Consider the following 15367-nt stretch of genomic DNA (forward strand, 5'->3'; position numbering starts at 1 on the left):
GCTCCTGAATCGGGCAATCTTGCGCATGCCGGCTTCAGGTTCTGGGTAATCCATACAGTATCGTCGAACCCGGAATTCGGTAAGAATACCCAAAACAACTGCTTCATAACCGCATCTTTCAATTATGTTTTTGCCAAAGTGTCGGGGTGTTCATGCGGCTTGCATGTCTGTCATGTGCTTTGCGTTCTTTAGATGACCCGTTTTCCGACGCAGAGAATACTGCTGTGTGTATCCCGAAACGGCCTGATTTTGATGGCCTTTTGCCTGGTCTGATCGGGGAATTCCAAAACAGCCCGTTCGCGTTCGACGTAATTTGATCTTGAAACTCTGTACGCGCGTTTGAGCTGCTCGAGTAGTGAAGCGTTGCGAAACCGGGAGCGTATGGCCTCTCGGCGCGCGGGTAGCAAAACAACAGGCGAGAAAAAGCGGACCGGTGGGGTTGCACTCCCGGTGAACCGCGGCGGCCGCGCGTACGACAGTGAGTTTGGGACCTTCGGAGGCGTGAAGCGGAGCAATTCGCTGAACTTGTCAGCAGACAACAGATGGAAATTCCATGATGAAATATTCACCATCCCGCTTTCTGTTCGCGAGTAGTCTTGTAACAATCTCGGCTACTCTGCAAATCGGCCCGCTCTTAGCAGCAGACATGGAGGGGAGGGAGGTTATTCCCGAGCCGCCGCTTTTTTCTCCGTCACCCCTGAGGCAGAACGCCCGTATCGTCGGAGGCGCGCCCATGCAGGGAACGGTTGGCGGAGCTCCAATGGTCGTGCCGGGAGACGGCGCCCCCGTATACAAGGGGGACGATCTGCCACCGCTGGTCGACCTCGAGGGCGATTGTGGCGGTGTTGCCTGTCCCGCCGCGATGCGGGGAAAGATGCTGGACAATAGCTCCGTTGGCAGGCTGCGGATCGGTGAGAACACGGAACGGGCCGGGCCCGGTGACCGGCCAGCCGTCCCGTTCGTGATTTCCGTTGATGGTCAGGTCGTCGATGAAAGCGGCCAGATCACGAACGAGGGCATGTTCGGCGTCTCGCCCAATGCACGTTCCGTTGACAAGCAGCGCAAGACCGATCTCGATCTGAGTTCCGTGGATATTCAGATCAAGTTCGACGGACTGGATGCCGAGCCATTGCTCAACGTGTCGACCGTGCCCGTACAGCGCATTTTTCGGGAAGGGGAGCCAATCCGTTTCTATGCGACCTCCAATTATCCTGCATTCATCAGCCGGGCGGAAGTGCGCATTTACGAGGACAATGTCGCCTGGGCCAACAAGCCTGTGGCTGTCGTCCCGATCAATGTGAACGATGAGGCCGCCTGGGTCATGCCCGCACGAAGCGGCCGTGAGTTCCGCTATGTGCTGCGTGTCTACGATGCCAAGGGCCGCTTCGATGAAACGGTGCCGATGACCATCGCCAGCACGCGCGGCGAATTCCTCTCCGATTCCGGACATGGCGTGGCGCCGGGCAATGCGGAGGACCGGACCGCCTTCCGCAATATTCCGGTCTATGGCGGTGCGATAACGGTCTATGGCAAGAATGTTCCCGATGGATATGCGATCGTCGCCTTCGACGAGCTCGTGCCACTTGATCCGAAGGGAACATTCGTCACCCAGCGCATTCTGCCGCCAGGCCAGCACGTGGTCGATGTCGCCGTCGACGGCGGTTCGAAGGCAGGTGGTCTTTACTTCAGCCGTGATGTCAACATACCGACAAACGACTGGTTTTATGTCGCGCTCGCAGACTTCACCGTCGGCAAGCGGACCGGTGACAGCGGAATCGAGGAGGTAAGGGCGGGCGAATTCGACAAGGTGTGGAATTCAGGCCGTCTGGCATTCTATCTCCGGGGCAAGATCAAGGGAAAGTTCCTTCTGACAGCGGCTGCCGATACCGGGGAAAACGAGGTGAAGAACCTTTTCAGAGATCTCGATGCCCGAGACCCGAGGGAACTCCTCCGTCGTATTGATCCTGACAAATATTATCCTGTGTATGGGGATGATTCCACGTCGGTAGAGGACGCGCCGACAAACGGGAAATTCTATGTGCGCCTGCAGCGTGGTGAAAGCCATGTGATGTGGGGCAACTACAAGACCAAGATTTCAGGCACGCGGTTCCTGCAGGTGGATCGCGGCCTCTATGGCGCCGAGATGGTCCTTCGCTCGGCGGGCAACACCGCGAATGGTCAGCCCAAATTCGAAGCAACGGCCTTTGCCGCCAAACCTGATACACTACCGCAGCGTGACGAGTTCCTGGGGACCGGCGGCTCAGCCTATTTTCTCAAGCGGCAGCGCATCATAGAGGGTTCCGAAACCCTGCATATCGAATACCGGGACAAGGTCACGGGCCGGATCATCGAACGGCGGGCGCTGGTCTATGGCGAAGATTATACGATCGACTACCTGCAGGGTGTCGTCATTCTCGACGCGCCTCTGTCATCCGGTTCCATTGATGACGGTGCGGTTCGCGATGGCGCACTGGGTGGTCTCAAGGCCTATATGGTCGCCCAGTACGAGTACCGCGCTCGCGCAGGCGATATGGAAAACTACGTCTTTGGCGGTCGCGCGCAGACCTGGGTTGGAAAACATGTTCGACTGGGCGCAACGGGCATCAAGGACTCAACGGGACTGTCTGACCAGAAAGCCTATGGCGCAGACCTCAGGGTCCAGCGTTCAGATGATACCTATATCGACGGTGAGATTGCCTATTCGAAGGGCCCCGGCTTCGGTCTGTCGCGTTCCACCGATGGCGGCCTGACCCTGGCCGATCAGGATACGGCGGGGCGCGAAGGTCTCTCGGCGAAAGCTTGGAGCCTGCGTGGTCAAATGGCCTTCAAGGATTTCCGTTGGCTCGGTACTGCCGGCAGGCTTGGCGGCTACTACGAGCAGAAGGAAGCCGGATTTTCCAGCGTGACCGAGCAGGTGGATGCGGACGAGCGCAGCTGGGGTGTCGAAACCGATATCCCTTTGAGCGCGAATATGAACCTCAAACTGTCTTACGACGACTATCAGAATGAGGAGGGGCGGGAACGCAGCGATGCGGAGCTCGAAGTCAGCTACGCCTTTGACGCCTACTGGAAGGCCGCATTCGGCATCGCATATTCGAAGCTTCATTCGCCGGCAGCGATCGCATCAGGCAAATCCGGTTATGACGGCAGCCGGTTGGACGCAGGTCTGCGCGTCGACTATCGGCAGAATGACGACTACCTCTACTACGGTTTCGTGCAGGGTACGGTGGACCGGAAAGGCAACATTGCAAAGAATGACCGCTACGGCGTTGGTGCCGAAGTACGCCTGAGTGAGAAGCTCGGTGCGGAGGGTGAAGTGTCCTGGGGTAAGTCGGGAATTGGCGGTCTCGCAGCCCTGACCTACGATCCGACGCCGGAAGACCACTATTACATCGGTTACCGCCTCGATCCCGATCGCGCGACCGATGGCAGCTATGGCTATGATCTGCAGGGTCGTGACCATGGTGCGGTGGTCGCGGGTGTGAAAAAGCGCATGAGCGATGTGATCTCGGCCTATTCGGAAGCCGATTTCGATCTCTTCGGACGCCGCAATTCACTGGCTCAGCGCTATGGTGTCATCTACACGCCGGATGTTGCATGGACCTTTGATGGCGGTATCGAAGCCGGCAATATCGAGGATGAGCGCATCAATCACGCTACCGGATCGCCATATGCCGATTTCGAACGTTATGCGGGTTCGCTGGGTGTCGGCTTCAAGGATGAAGAGATGGGTGTCAGCGCACGCGTTCGGGGCGAAGCCCGTTTTGAGCGGTCCGACGACGAGACCCGAACCCGCAACACCTATGTCATGAGTGCCGGTGCAACCATGGATCACGACGGATACGGTCGGGTTCTCGGAAGTGTCGATGCCGTCATCTCACAGACGCCATTTGGCACATATTTCAACGGAGACTATATCGAGGGATCGCTGGGGTACGCCTATCGCCCGGTGGACAACGATCTGTTGAACGCATTGCTGCGGTACACATATCTCTACAACCTTCCCGGCAATGACCAGATCAGCAGTATGTCGCGCTCGACGAGCGGGCCGCTTCAGCGCAGCCACATTGTCTCCGCTGATCTGACCTACGATCTCCTGCCATGGCTCTCCATTGGCGGCAAATACGGTATGCGTCTGGGCGAAATCCGGGCAAGGAGCCGTGACGGCAGCAACTCCATGGGTAGCTGGGAGAAGTCGTCGGCTCATCTTGGCATCCTTCGCGCCGACCTGCATGTGGTCAAGAACTGGGATGCAATGATTGAAGGACGGGCATTCTATCTTCCGGAAATCGAGTCCATGGACTACGGCGCCCTTGCAGCCCTCTACCGGCATGTTGGCAACAACTTCAAGGTCGGTGCGGGCTACAATTTCGGGCGCTTCTCAGACGATCTCCGTGATCTGACGCTGGACGACCGCGGAGCCTTCCTGAACGTGGTCGGGAAGTTCTGAGGCCCGAGGCGGGCGTCGCTCGAGGGGGGAGGCGCCCGCCACTCCATCTCCGAAAGCGAGAGCACCTGTCCTCATTTGGACAAAGTCGCTGTCGAAAGTCGCGGGACGCTAAACCGCCAGGGCTTCCTTTCCGAAGCTCTGGCGGTCTGTTATTTCAGTTGCAGCAATTCGGTCGGAAGCGCTGGATATTATGGGGGCACTGGATTTGGTCGATATCCGCTGGGCGTATGCAGCCGCGGCAATGGCGTTCTTGCCAGGTGTGGCGCTGGCTGACTGGAAGCCGGTCGAGCGCATCGAGCCCTACACGATTTCCGGCTCGACGGCTCTCGATCTCTACAGGTCCATCGGCGAACGCGGACCAAAGCTCGGCGTGCGCCGGGTGATCGCGTACACGGATTTCAAGCTGACCTGGCGCCGGGACTATCAGCCACGCGATGACGGTGCCTGCGTTCTGGCATCGGCAAAACCGAAGCTGATCATCACTTATCGCCTGCCAGAGGTTTCAGGCAGCCTTCCCCCGCAGACGCAGGCGGCGTGGGAGCGCTTCAGTGACGGCGTGCGAACCCACGAGCGTGTCCACGGAGAGATCATCACCGACATGGTGAAGAAGATCGAGACCGTATCCGTCGGCCTGCGTGCAGAGAACGATCCGGGGTGTCGGAAGGTGCGGGCGAAACTGCAGGAGCATCTTGGCCGCCTGTCAGAGGAACAGCGTCAGCGCAGCCGCGAATTCGACCGGGTCGAGATGGGCGATGGCGGCAATGTCCATCGCCTGGTGATGGAGTTCATCAATGGTGACAGGCAACGCAGCAACTGACGCCGCCCGTCCAAAATCCTACATCCTGAAAACACCGAACTTCGTATCGCCGATCGGCGCATTCAGCGCAGAGCCGAGCGAAAGAGCAAGCACTTCGCGTGTCTTTGCGGGGTCGACAATGCCGTCATCCCAAAGCCGCGCGCTCGAATAGAGCGGATGGCCTTCACGCTCGTATTTCTCGAGAATGGGCCTGCGAAAATCGGCCTCTTCCTCCGCGCTCCAGTGCCCGCCTTTGCGCTCGATGCCTTCGCGCTTGACGATGGAAAGCACGGTTGCCGCCTGCTCACCGCCCATCACTGAAATGCGCGCATTGGGCCACATCCAGAGGAAGCGGGGAGAATAGGCCCGGCCGCACATGCCATAATTGCCGGCACCGAACGAGCCGCCGATAATCGCCGTCACTTTGGGCACCTGCGCGGTTGCGACCGCCGTCACCAGCTTGGCGCCGTCGCGCGCGATGCCCCCGGCCTCGTATTTGCGTCCGACCATGAACCCGGTGATGTTCTGTAAGAAGACAAGCGGGATTTTCCGCTGACAGCACAATTCGATGAAATGCGCGCCTTTCAGCGCACTTTCGGAGAAAAGCACGCCATTGTTCGCCAGAATGCCCACCGGAATCCCGTAAATATGGGCAAACCCGGTAATGAGCGTGGTTCCGTAATTGGCCTTGAACTCATCGAACTCGGAGCCGTCCACCACGCGTGCGATCACCTCGCGCACATCGTAGGGCTGGCGGGTATCGGCGGGGATGATGCCATAGATCTCGTGCGGGTCGTAAACCGGTGGAATCGGTTTGCGAAGATCGAGCGATATGCTCTTCTTTCGATTCAGGTTTTTGACGATGCGCCGCACGATGGCGAGCGCATGCTCATCGTCCAGCGCATAGTGGTCGGCAACGCCCGATTCGCGTGTATGCACCTCCGCGCCGCCGAGTTCCTCCGCCGTCACCACCTCGCCGGTGGCCGCCTTCACGAGCGGGGGTCCGCCGAGGAAGATGGTGGCGTTTCCCTTCACCATCACCGTTTCGTCACTCATTGCCGGCACATAGGCGCCGCCGGCCGTGCACGACCCCATCACGCAGGCGATCTGCGGAATGCCCTTCGCTGACATGTTGGCCTGATTGTAGAAGATGCGGCCGAAATGATCCCGGTCGGGAAACACTTCGTCCTGGTTGGGAAGATTGGCGCCACCTGAATCCACCAGATAGACGCAGGGCAGATTGTTTTCGAGCGCGATCTCCTGCGCGCGCAGATGCTTCTTGACCGTCAGTGGATAATAGGTGCCACCTTTCACCGTGGCGTCGTTGACGACGATGACGCATTCGCGCCCCTCGATGCGTCCCACACCGGCAATCAGGCCGGCCGATGCGATGTCCCCGCCATACATGTCGAAGGCGGCGAACTGGCCGATCTCAAGGAAAGGCGCGCCCACATCGAGCAATTGCCCAAGCCGTTCGCGCGGCAGAAGTTTGCCACGCTTGACGTGACGTTCACGCGCCTCGTCCGATCCGCCGCGCTCGATCACGGCGGCTTTCTCGGCCATTTCGCCGACCAGCGCCTGCATGCGGTTGAAATTGGCCCTGTATGCGTCGGAGGAAGGGGAAAGCTGCGATTGAAGGACGGTCATGCGATCTCCTGCGACCTTTGCGGGTCCGTGTCCCGCCTCGTGAACATTCGTGAATGGACGGTTGTATCGCCCATGAAGCGTATCATGCGCACCGGATGCAACAGATTGAAGGGAGGGCGGACGAGATTTTTCCCGGTAGGAATTTCACGCCTCCGACATCATCTCGCGCCCGATCAACCAGCGTCTGATCTCGCTCGTTCCCGCGCCGATCTCGTATAGCTTTGCGTCCCTCAGAAGCCGTCCTGCGGGGAACTCGTTCACATAGCCATTGCCGCCCAGAAGCTGGATCGCGTCAAGCGCCGTCAGGGTCGCTTTCTCCGCCGCATAGAGGATGCAGCCGGCCGCATCCTTGCGGGTCGTCTCGCCCCGGTCGCAGGCGGACGCCACGGCATAGACGTAGGCGCGGCAGGCGTTCATCGCCGTGTACATGTCGGCGAGCTTGCCCTGCACAAGCTGGAAGGAACCGACCGGCTGGCCGAACTGCTGGCGCTCGCGCACATAGGGCGCGGCCACATCGAGGCAGGCAGCCATGATGCCGACCGGGCCGCCGGCCAGTACCACACGCTCATAGTCGAGCCCGGACATCAACACGTTGACGCCCTTGCCCTCTTCGCCGAGCAGGTTCTCGAACGGCACTTCGACGTCCTCGAACACCAGTTCGCCCGTGTTGGAGCCCCGCATGCCGAGCTTGTCGAGCTTCTGGGCGACGGAGAACCCCTTCATGTCGCGCTCGATGATGAAGGCGGTGATGCCACGCGGCCCTGCGGCGGGATCGGTTTTTGCATAGACCACCAGCGTGCCCGCATCCGGACCGTTGGTGATCCACATCTTGGACCCGTTGAGGACGAAGCGGTCGTTGCGCTTTTCCGCCCGAAGTTTCATGGAGACGACGTCGGAACCCGCACCCGTTTCCGACATGGCCAGCGCGCCCACGGTTTCGCCCGAGCACAGGGCGGGGAGGTATTTTTCCTTCTGCGCGTCGTTCCCCCAGCGGCGGATCTGGTTGACGCAGAGATTGGAGTGCGCGCCATAGGAGAGGCCGACCGAAGCGGATGCCCGTGAAATTTCCTCCATCGCAACCACATGCGCCAGATAGCCGAGCCCCGAGCCGCCATAGTCCGGATCGACCGTCATGCCGAGCAGGCCGAGCGCCCCCATTTCCTGCCAGAGATGGGCGGGAAACTCGTTGCTCTCGTCGATTTGCGCCGCCAACGGTGCGATCTTTTCCTGTGCAAAGCGATGCGTCATCTCCCGCAGCGCGTCGATGTCCTCGCCAAGCCCGAAATTCATTGATCCCGTGTACATCGGTCTCCTCCGGTCACGTCTCAGCGCCCACAAGGCGCATGGTCATGGTGTGGTAATTAGCGGCGACTTCATCTTCGGAAAGTCGCAGTTCCGGGCGGAACCAGACAATCACGCCCGTGATCATCTGAATGATCGCCATCGCCGTCAGCGCTACATCGTCGATGCGGAACACGCCGTCGCGCTGGCCGTCTGCCAGAATGCGCCGCAGCTCGCCTTCATATTGGCTGCGCATGCCCAGAATGTGCCGGAGGCGTTCCTCGGAAAGGCTGCGCAGTTCCAGATTGCTCACATGGGTGGCGTTGCGGCGCGAAAGATGAAAGCGGATGTGGTTCTCGACAAATGCTGCAAGGCGTCCTGCCGGCCTTTCTTTTTCGGAGCCAGTTGCAGGACGCACTTCCCCCCAGGAAGCGATCAGCTTTTCCATGTGCTCGCGCATGAGCGCGTAGAGCAGTTCTTCCTTGGTCGGAAAATAGCGGTAGAGCGCGGCTGCCTGCACACCGACCTGGCCCGCAAGCTGGCGCATCGACATCGCTTCGAAGCCAAGCCGCGCGATGAGCTCCAGCGCCGCCTCGCGGATCGCCGCTTCCGTCTTTTCACCGTCAGAGCCGGTCGTTCGCGCCATGGAACCTCCCTTTCCGCAATAATAAAACGAACGTTCAATTAATTCAAGAAGGGAGAGACGCGGACAGAGAGCTTGGTCAACTTCATATCCGGGATGACGGGGCAGGGCGGTCTTTGCGCTTGGGGAGAAAACGGAGCCGCGCGGACGGGACAGAAGCACGTATGCCAATGCGTTGATGCCAGGGCGGGAAACCGGGAAAATCGGCCCTGTTCTCCATACCGTCATGCCCGGTTGACACGGGCGGCTCCGTTGCAGTTAGAACGCGACTGCCGGGCCGGGGTTCCAGAATTTTTCCCGCTTCGGTTCACAGCGCTTCCAGAAGCGTGTCAGTCGACGTGACTTTGCAGAACTCGAAGCCGAGTGTCGCCACGTGGGCGCGGTGCACGTCTTCGGCGCTGACCGTGCCTCCCTTGCCATCCGGAAGCGCAAAACAGTCGCAGGCATCCTCCACCAGCATCATTGCCCACCCCATATTCGCGCCCGTGCGGATTGTGGTCGAGACGCACATGTCGGTGGAAATGCCACATGTGACCACCGTTTTCGCGCCAAGCCGGCGCAGCCTGAGGTCGAGATCGGTTCCGATGAATGCTGAGTTGACGCTCTTGGTCACGAGTTGCTCGCCGGGCAGCGGCTCGAAGCCCGGCCGCATCGCATGGCCAGGTTCCCCCGGGCGAAGGGTGGAGCCGGTTTCGACGGAATCATGGCGCACGTGAATGACGGGCCGCCGTGCCTTCCGCCACGCCGCGAGCAGGGCGAGGGCATTCCGGTCGACATCATTGTTCCAGCGTTGCGGCCAGGGAGGGCCATCGAAGGCCTGCTGGAAATCGACCAGCAGAAGAACGGCATCATTCAAATCAGTCTGGAAAGTCATTGCCTGCATATTTCTCTGAACGTTATCTTCTGGTTGGTCCTGAACCTAGCGACTATAGACCCGCTCACAAGAGCCATTGCCGCGATTTCCCGCTCGCTTCTGGACCAAAATGTCCAGGAAAAGCAGCGCTGTTCCCGTCGCAAGCCCGCCCGCAAGCACCATGCCCGCGGCGATCGGGCCCGTGGTCTGAAGGGTGAAGGCTGCGACGGACAGAACGGCAAGAAGCGCCAGATTGTTGGCGCTTTCGGAAAGTGCGAGAACAAGTCCCCGTGCATCGCCGGCCCTCTGTGCGATCAGGGCGGTGCTGGCAGGTGCGGCAAAACCCAGCGCCACGCCCCATCCACCAAGACAAAGGAGTGCTCCTGCAAGCGGGAGCGGTGCGAACAGGAACACGGCGAAAGTGAGGACCAGCAGCAGAACGGCGGCAACAAGCAACCCCAGATCGCCGCGGAGCACCCGTTTTGCAACGCCGACTGAAAAATTGCCGATCGCCAGTCCAACACCGAAGAAGCCGACCGAGAGGCCGGTCTGAAGTGTGTCTGTCGCAAAGCGCTGGCGCAGCATTTCACCGCTGAGACCGAAGGCCGCGACCGCTGCCCCGTTCCAGAGAGCCTTTGCCGCAAGGAGCGTGAGAACATCGCGTTTCGGACCTCTGAAACGCGGCCGGACCGCCATCGCATGTGTTTCTCCGTCGAACCGGAGAACCTGGCCGACCGGGAGCAACAGCAGAAGGCAGCCGGCGGCACTTGCCAGAAACGGCGCACGCCATCCGAAAACCTGCGTGAGAATGCCCGCGAGTGCGGGGCCGAGGGCGATGCCGGCCGTCATGCCGAGCATCACGAGCCCCATGGCCTCAGCATGGCGCGCCTCCGGGAGCCTGTCGGCAATCAGGGCAAAAACGGCGGGGATCAGCGCCGCCGCCGCCACACCGCCGAGCACACGAAGGGCAATGGCGATGCCAAGCGTCGGGGCAAACGCCACGGCGAGCCCGTCGGCGGCAAGAAGCGCCAGCGCGACAGTCAGGAGCATTCGCCGGTCGATCCGGTGCGCGAAGAGCCCGATGAGCGGCGCGCCAAGCGCATAGGAAAGCGCATAGCCGGATATGAGCCAGGAGGCAGCGGCAGGCGATGCGCCGAAAGCCGCTCCAATGGGGCTCAGCATTGGCGCGATCATGAATTCCGTCGCACCGACGAAGAAAACGGCCAGTGCAAGCACCGGCAGAAAAAGCCGTGAAGACATGAGTTTCTCCATGAGTGAAATGAAGGATGGCGGTCGAAGCGCCGGAAAGAAGGGGGAGGAAAGCACCGGTGAGCAGACGCAGTGGTGCTGCGCTGGGGGCGGGGGAGGAAATGAGGGTGCTTTGACGTTCCGCGGATGAACCGCCTGCGGCAGGTTGCCCGAACGCTATTCCTGTTTTGCACGCTACAGGTCGGCCCGCAAGCCCCTGGCCTCGCTTCCGTGCGGTCGTGGGGCTGGAAATCGCCGGGCTTTTCAAGTCGAATGCCGGCGATTCACTTTGGGAACCTTCACATGCACATCTTCATTTCGGTCGACATCGAAGGCGTGGCCGGCGTCAACGAGGCTCTTCAGGGCCAGCGCGGCAACCCCGAATATGAGGTGGCGCGGCGTCTCATGACCGAAGAGGCCAACGCCGCCATTCGCGGGGCGTTTGCAGGCGGTGCTGATGCGGTGACCGTTGCCGATTCGCATGGGCCGATGCGCAACATGATCGTCGATCAGCTCGATCCGCGCGCCCGCGTCGTGTCGGGTCGGGCGCGGCCCCTGTCGATGATCGAGGGCATTCATGCCGGCCATGCCGGCGCCGTGCTGATCGGCTACCACGCGGCAGCCGACAATTTCGGTGTTCTCGCGCACACGATCAGCGGTCTTGCTTTCCGCCGCATAGAGGTGAACGGTGTGCGGGCGGGCGAGCCGACGCTTTTTGCCGGTCATGCCGCTGAAATCGGCGTGCCGCTGCTTGCCGTCAGCGGCGATGACCGGCTTGAAACCGAGATCGCTGAGCAGTTTCCCGCCGCCCGCTCGATCACTGTCAAACGCTGCATCAACGCGACGGCCACCGAAAGCCTTTCGCCGGGCGAGGCGCGTGAGAAGATCGAGCAGGAGGTGTGCGGGGCCGTTGAACGGGCGGCAGATGCCGTTGTGGAAGCGCCCTGCAGGCCGCCGCTCACCATTGATGTGAGTTTCAGCAAGCAGCTCTTTGCGGACGCTGCAGCGCTCATGCCGTTTACGGAGCGCACCGGCGCGCTGGATATACGCTTTGGCGCCGGGAGCCATGCCGAGGCAATTGGCATCCTCTCAGGCTTCTCACTGATGGCGGCGGCATTGGCATGACGGATCGCATCTTCGACAGGGCAGGCTCATGGTGGGACCTGCCGGCGGGCCCCGCCAACACCATCGCCGATGTGCCGGGCGTGACCGTCGGGCACCGGACCCATCGGGAGAAGACCGCGCGCACCGGCGTTACCGCGATCTTTCCCCACGATGGCGACCTGTTCCGCAACCCGGTGCCGGCGGGCCTTGCGGTGCTCAATGGCTTCGGCAAGAGCACCGGCCTGATGCAGCTTGCCGAACTGGGCCGCATTGAAACGCCGATCCTTTTGACCAACACATTCGGCGTTGCCGCCTGCACCGCGGCGCTGATCCGCCGGGCAATTGCGCAAAACCCTGAAATCGGCCGCAGCCGCCCGACGGTCAACCCGCTGGTTCTGGAGTGCAATGACGGGCGTGTCAGCGACATACAGGCGCTGGCCGTCACAGAAGCCATGGCGAATGACGCGATGGCCGCAGCAGAAATGAAATTCGCGCAGGGTACGGTGGGAGCCGGCACCGGCATGCGCACGTTCGGCTTTGCCGGCGCCATAGGCAGCGCGTCGCGGCGTGTCGCGCTGCCTTCCGGTCGCACGCACACCCTGGGCGCTCTCGTCCTTTCCAATTTCGGGCGGCCGGGCGATCTCAGGCTTCTGGGAAACCGCATTGAGACCCCGGATCCAGGTCGGGCCGATCCGCAGGACAGGGGCTCCGTCATCATCGTCTATGGCACCGATGCGCCACTCGATTCACGCCAGCTTGCCCGCATCGCGCGGCGGGCGGGTGCGGCGCTGGGTCGGCTTGGAAGCTATTGGGGCGACCAGAGCGGCGATGTGGCTCTGGCCTTTTCCACTACCAACAGGCTTTCCATCGACAGCGAGATCGAGACTGTCGAGCGGCTGGCCGAGGCGCAGCTCGATCCGTTTTTCCTTGCCGCCGTGGAGGCGGCGGAAGAGGCGGTGCTGAACGGACTCTGGAACGCGGAGCCTCTCACCGGCTATGACGGGCTTAGGCTCCCCGTCCTGCGCGATCAACTTTTGCCAAACAGGGGCTGATGCCCTTGTCCCTGCGCCCTGTCGGGGTTAAGCCGGAAGCAAGGGAGCCAGCTCCGGCTTCCGGCCAGCCCTCGCACATCTCCTCTCCCCTCGGTGCGACAGCCAGCACAAAGAACTCGGCTATGGAGACCTTTGATGCATGCCCGTCTTTCCCGATCTGTTCTGATCCTGTGTCTTTCGACGGTCCCGGCTTTTGCGCAGGACACGCCGGACACGATCGCCCCCGACATTGGAAGCAGGGTTGTTGAGGGCTATGTAACCCCGGCGCTGACCCGCTTTCGCGAGACGAGCGGCGCATTGTCCGAGGCACTCGAAAAGGCCTGCAGCGGCACGCCTGAAGATGATCTGAATGCCGTTCATGCGGGCTTTGCCAACACGCTTTCGGCCTTTGCGCATGTCTCGGTCCTGCGCTTCGGGCCACTGGTGGCGGAAAATCGGTTCGAACGCATTTTCTTCTGGCCGGATCCGCGCGGCGTCACCCTGCGTCAGGTGCAGGGACTGCTCGCCTCCGAGGAGCCCCTGCCGGACGATCTTACCAGCCAGAGCGTTGCACTGCAGGGCCTGCCGGCACTCGATTATGTGCTCTTCGGAGCGGGCGGAGATGCGCTGCCGACTGACGCAAGGCGCTGCGCATACGCTGAGGCAATTTCCGCCAACATCGCCGATCTTGCCGCGGAGCTGGAGGAGGCATGGGCCGAGGGCACCAGCTTCCGCGCGGCCTTCACCGCGCCCGCCGCCGACCGCGACCCATACCGTTCGAGCGCGGAAGTGGCCGGCGAGATCGTCAAGGCCGCCGGCACGGCGCTGGAATTTGCCCGCAATGCCGAACTTCTGCCGGCACTCGGCAAAACCGTCGAGAAAGCCCGTGGCAAACGTGCGCCGTTCTGGCGCAGCGGCCAGACCTTCGCCTTCGCCGCAGCCCAGATCGAAGGCGTGCAGAAGCTCATCGCCGCGGCAGGCTTTGTCGATGGCCCGTCCGACCTCGTCAATACCTACGGTCATGGCATGGACTTCGATCTCTCGCACGCCCGGGAGGCCGTGCTTGCGGTCGAAACGGCACCGGAAGAGGCCTTCTCCGAAGAACCGGACCGCGGCCGCATCTCCTACGCGACCATCGCCATGGAAGGGGCGAAGCACACGCTCAACGGCGAGCTTTCCGGCGCACTCGGACTGGTGATGGGGTTCAATGCGCTCGATGGAGATTGATCGGCGGACATTTCTGGCCTTGGCGGGCGCTGCAGCGGCTTTCGGCCCAAAGCACGCCAGGGCGGATGAGGAGGCGCTGTTTCTGGGTGCCCGGCTCAACGCGGGCGGTTTTGAGGCGGCGGTGATCGACGCGAGCGGGCGTGACCGGCTTGTCCTGCCGCTGGAGGCGCGTGGGCATTCCTTTGCCATCGATGCACCGCGCCGCCGCGCCGTCGCCTTTGCCCGTTCGCCGGGCCGCTTTGCCATTGCCTTCTCGGTCGACGGCAAGGGCGAGCCGCTGGCCTTCGCTCCACCCCCTGACCGCCATTTTTACGGGCACGGCGTCTTTACCCCGGACGGCAGGCTGCTTCTGGCCACGGAGAATGACTACGAAGGCGAACGCGGCATCACCGGTCTTTACGACGCGACTGCCGAGTTCCGCCGCATCGGCGAGTTCGAGACCGGTGGCATCGGCCCACATGAGGTGATCCTCCTGGCGGACGGCAGGACGCTTTGCATCGCCAATGGCGGCATTCTCACCCATCCCGACTATGAGCGGGTCAAACTCAATCTGGCGACGATGAAGCCGAGCCTTTCCTATGTCGACCTTGAAACCGGTGAGATGATCGAGCAGGCGGAGCTCGCACCCGAGCTGCACAAACTCTCCATCCGCCACATGACGCTCGACCGGTTCGGCGCCGTCTGGTTCGGCGCCCAGTATCAGGGCGAGGACGAAGCACGACCGCCGCTGGTCGGCCGTCACCGCCGCGGCAGGGCGATCGAGCTTTTCACGGGTCCGGAGACGACCCTGAAGGCCCTCGACAATTACGTGGGCTCCGTTGCAACCGATGCTTCCGGCGAGATCGTCGCCACTTCGTCGCCGCGCGGCGGGCTCGCCGTGTTCTGGGATGCCGGAACAGGTCGGTGCCTTGGCGAACGCCCGTTGAAGGATGGCTGCGGGCTCGCACCGCTTTCCAGTCATCGTCTTCTGGGCACCAGCGGGCGGGGCGCAATCGTCCGCACCGGCCCGGATGCGCCGCTCGAAAATGTTCGCGCCGTCGATCCGGCCGCTCCTGCCTGGGACAACCATCTCCGCCGCATTTGAAGA

At 61.7% G+C, this 15367-nt stretch carries 11 protein-coding genes; 6 read left to right on the forward strand and 5 right to left on the reverse strand.

Annotated features, from left to right (window positions below; translation table 11 throughout):
• Positions 1–733: 733 nt before the first annotated feature.
• Both KUG85_RS10760 and KUG85_RS10765 read left to right on the forward strand, forming a co-directional pair.
• Positions 734–4450, forward strand: a complete 3717-nt coding sequence (locus tag KUG85_RS10760; RefSeq protein ID WP_255606361.1) for a TonB-dependent receptor — start codon at positions 734–736, stop codon at positions 4448–4450.
• Between the two features lie 241 nt (positions 4451–4691).
• Complete coding sequence (locus KUG85_RS10765; RefSeq protein ID WP_255606362.1) at positions 4692–5267, forward strand: DUF922 domain-containing Zn-dependent protease; 576 nt, start codon at positions 4692–4694, stop codon at positions 5265–5267.
• Positions 5268–5285: 18 nt separating this feature from the next.
• Here KUG85_RS10765 and KUG85_RS10770 read toward each other — a convergent pair whose 3' ends face one another.
• The 5 genes from KUG85_RS10770 to KUG85_RS10790 form a co-directional block, all read right to left on the reverse strand.
• Positions 5286–6893, reverse strand: a complete 1608-nt coding sequence (locus tag KUG85_RS10770) for a carboxyl transferase domain-containing protein (protein ID WP_223005159.1) — start codon at positions 6891–6893, stop codon at positions 5286–5288.
• Positions 6894–7037: 144 nt separating this feature from the next.
• The gene (locus tag KUG85_RS10775; RefSeq protein WP_223005160.1) at positions 7038–8198 is read right to left on the reverse strand and encodes an isovaleryl-CoA dehydrogenase; all 1161 of its coding nucleotides are present in this window, start codon (positions 8196–8198) and stop codon (positions 7038–7040) included.
• 13 nt (positions 8199–8211) lie between these two features.
• Positions 8212–8820 (reverse strand): TetR/AcrR family transcriptional regulator, encoded by a 609-nt coding sequence (locus tag KUG85_RS10780; protein ID WP_223005161.1) that lies wholly within the window; start codon positions 8818–8820, stop codon positions 8212–8214.
• A gap of 304 nt (positions 8821–9124) precedes the next feature.
• A complete protein-coding gene (locus KUG85_RS10785) occupies positions 9125–9691 on the reverse strand; it encodes a cysteine hydrolase family protein (RefSeq protein ID WP_223005162.1) in 567 nt (188 codons plus the stop codon).
• Positions 9692–9736: 45 nt separating this feature from the next.
• Complete coding sequence (locus tag KUG85_RS10790; protein WP_255606363.1) at positions 9737–10930, reverse strand: MFS transporter; 1194 nt, start codon at positions 10928–10930, stop codon at positions 9737–9739.
• Between the two features lie 291 nt (positions 10931–11221).
• Between KUG85_RS10790 and KUG85_RS10795 the strand changes: the two genes are divergently transcribed.
• From KUG85_RS10795 to KUG85_RS10810, 4 genes are all read left to right on the forward strand, one after another.
• Positions 11222–12043, forward strand: coding sequence for a M55 family metallopeptidase (locus KUG85_RS10795; RefSeq protein WP_255606364.1), 822 nt, complete (start codon positions 11222–11224; stop codon positions 12041–12043).
• On the forward strand, positions 12040–13074 hold the full coding sequence (locus KUG85_RS10800; protein WP_223005165.1) for a P1 family peptidase: 1035 nt from the start codon (positions 12040–12042) through the stop codon (positions 13072–13074). The genes KUG85_RS10795 and KUG85_RS10800 overlap by 4 nt, the downstream gene beginning before the upstream one ends.
• A 135-nt stretch (positions 13075–13209) precedes the next feature.
• Positions 13210–14280, forward strand: coding sequence for an imelysin family protein (locus KUG85_RS10805; RefSeq protein ID WP_223005166.1), 1071 nt, complete (start codon positions 13210–13212; stop codon positions 14278–14280).
• Positions 14281–14299: 19 nt separating this feature from the next.
• Complete coding sequence (locus KUG85_RS10810; RefSeq protein WP_255606365.1) at positions 14300–15364, forward strand: DUF1513 domain-containing protein; 1065 nt, start codon at positions 14300–14302, stop codon at positions 15362–15364.
• Positions 15365–15367 lie beyond the last annotated feature (3 nt).

Origin of the sequence: Nitratireductor rhodophyticola (assembly GCF_019891355.1) — a bacterium.
Classification (GTDB): domain Bacteria; phylum Pseudomonadota; class Alphaproteobacteria; order Rhizobiales; family Rhizobiaceae; genus Nitratireductor; species Nitratireductor rhodophyticola.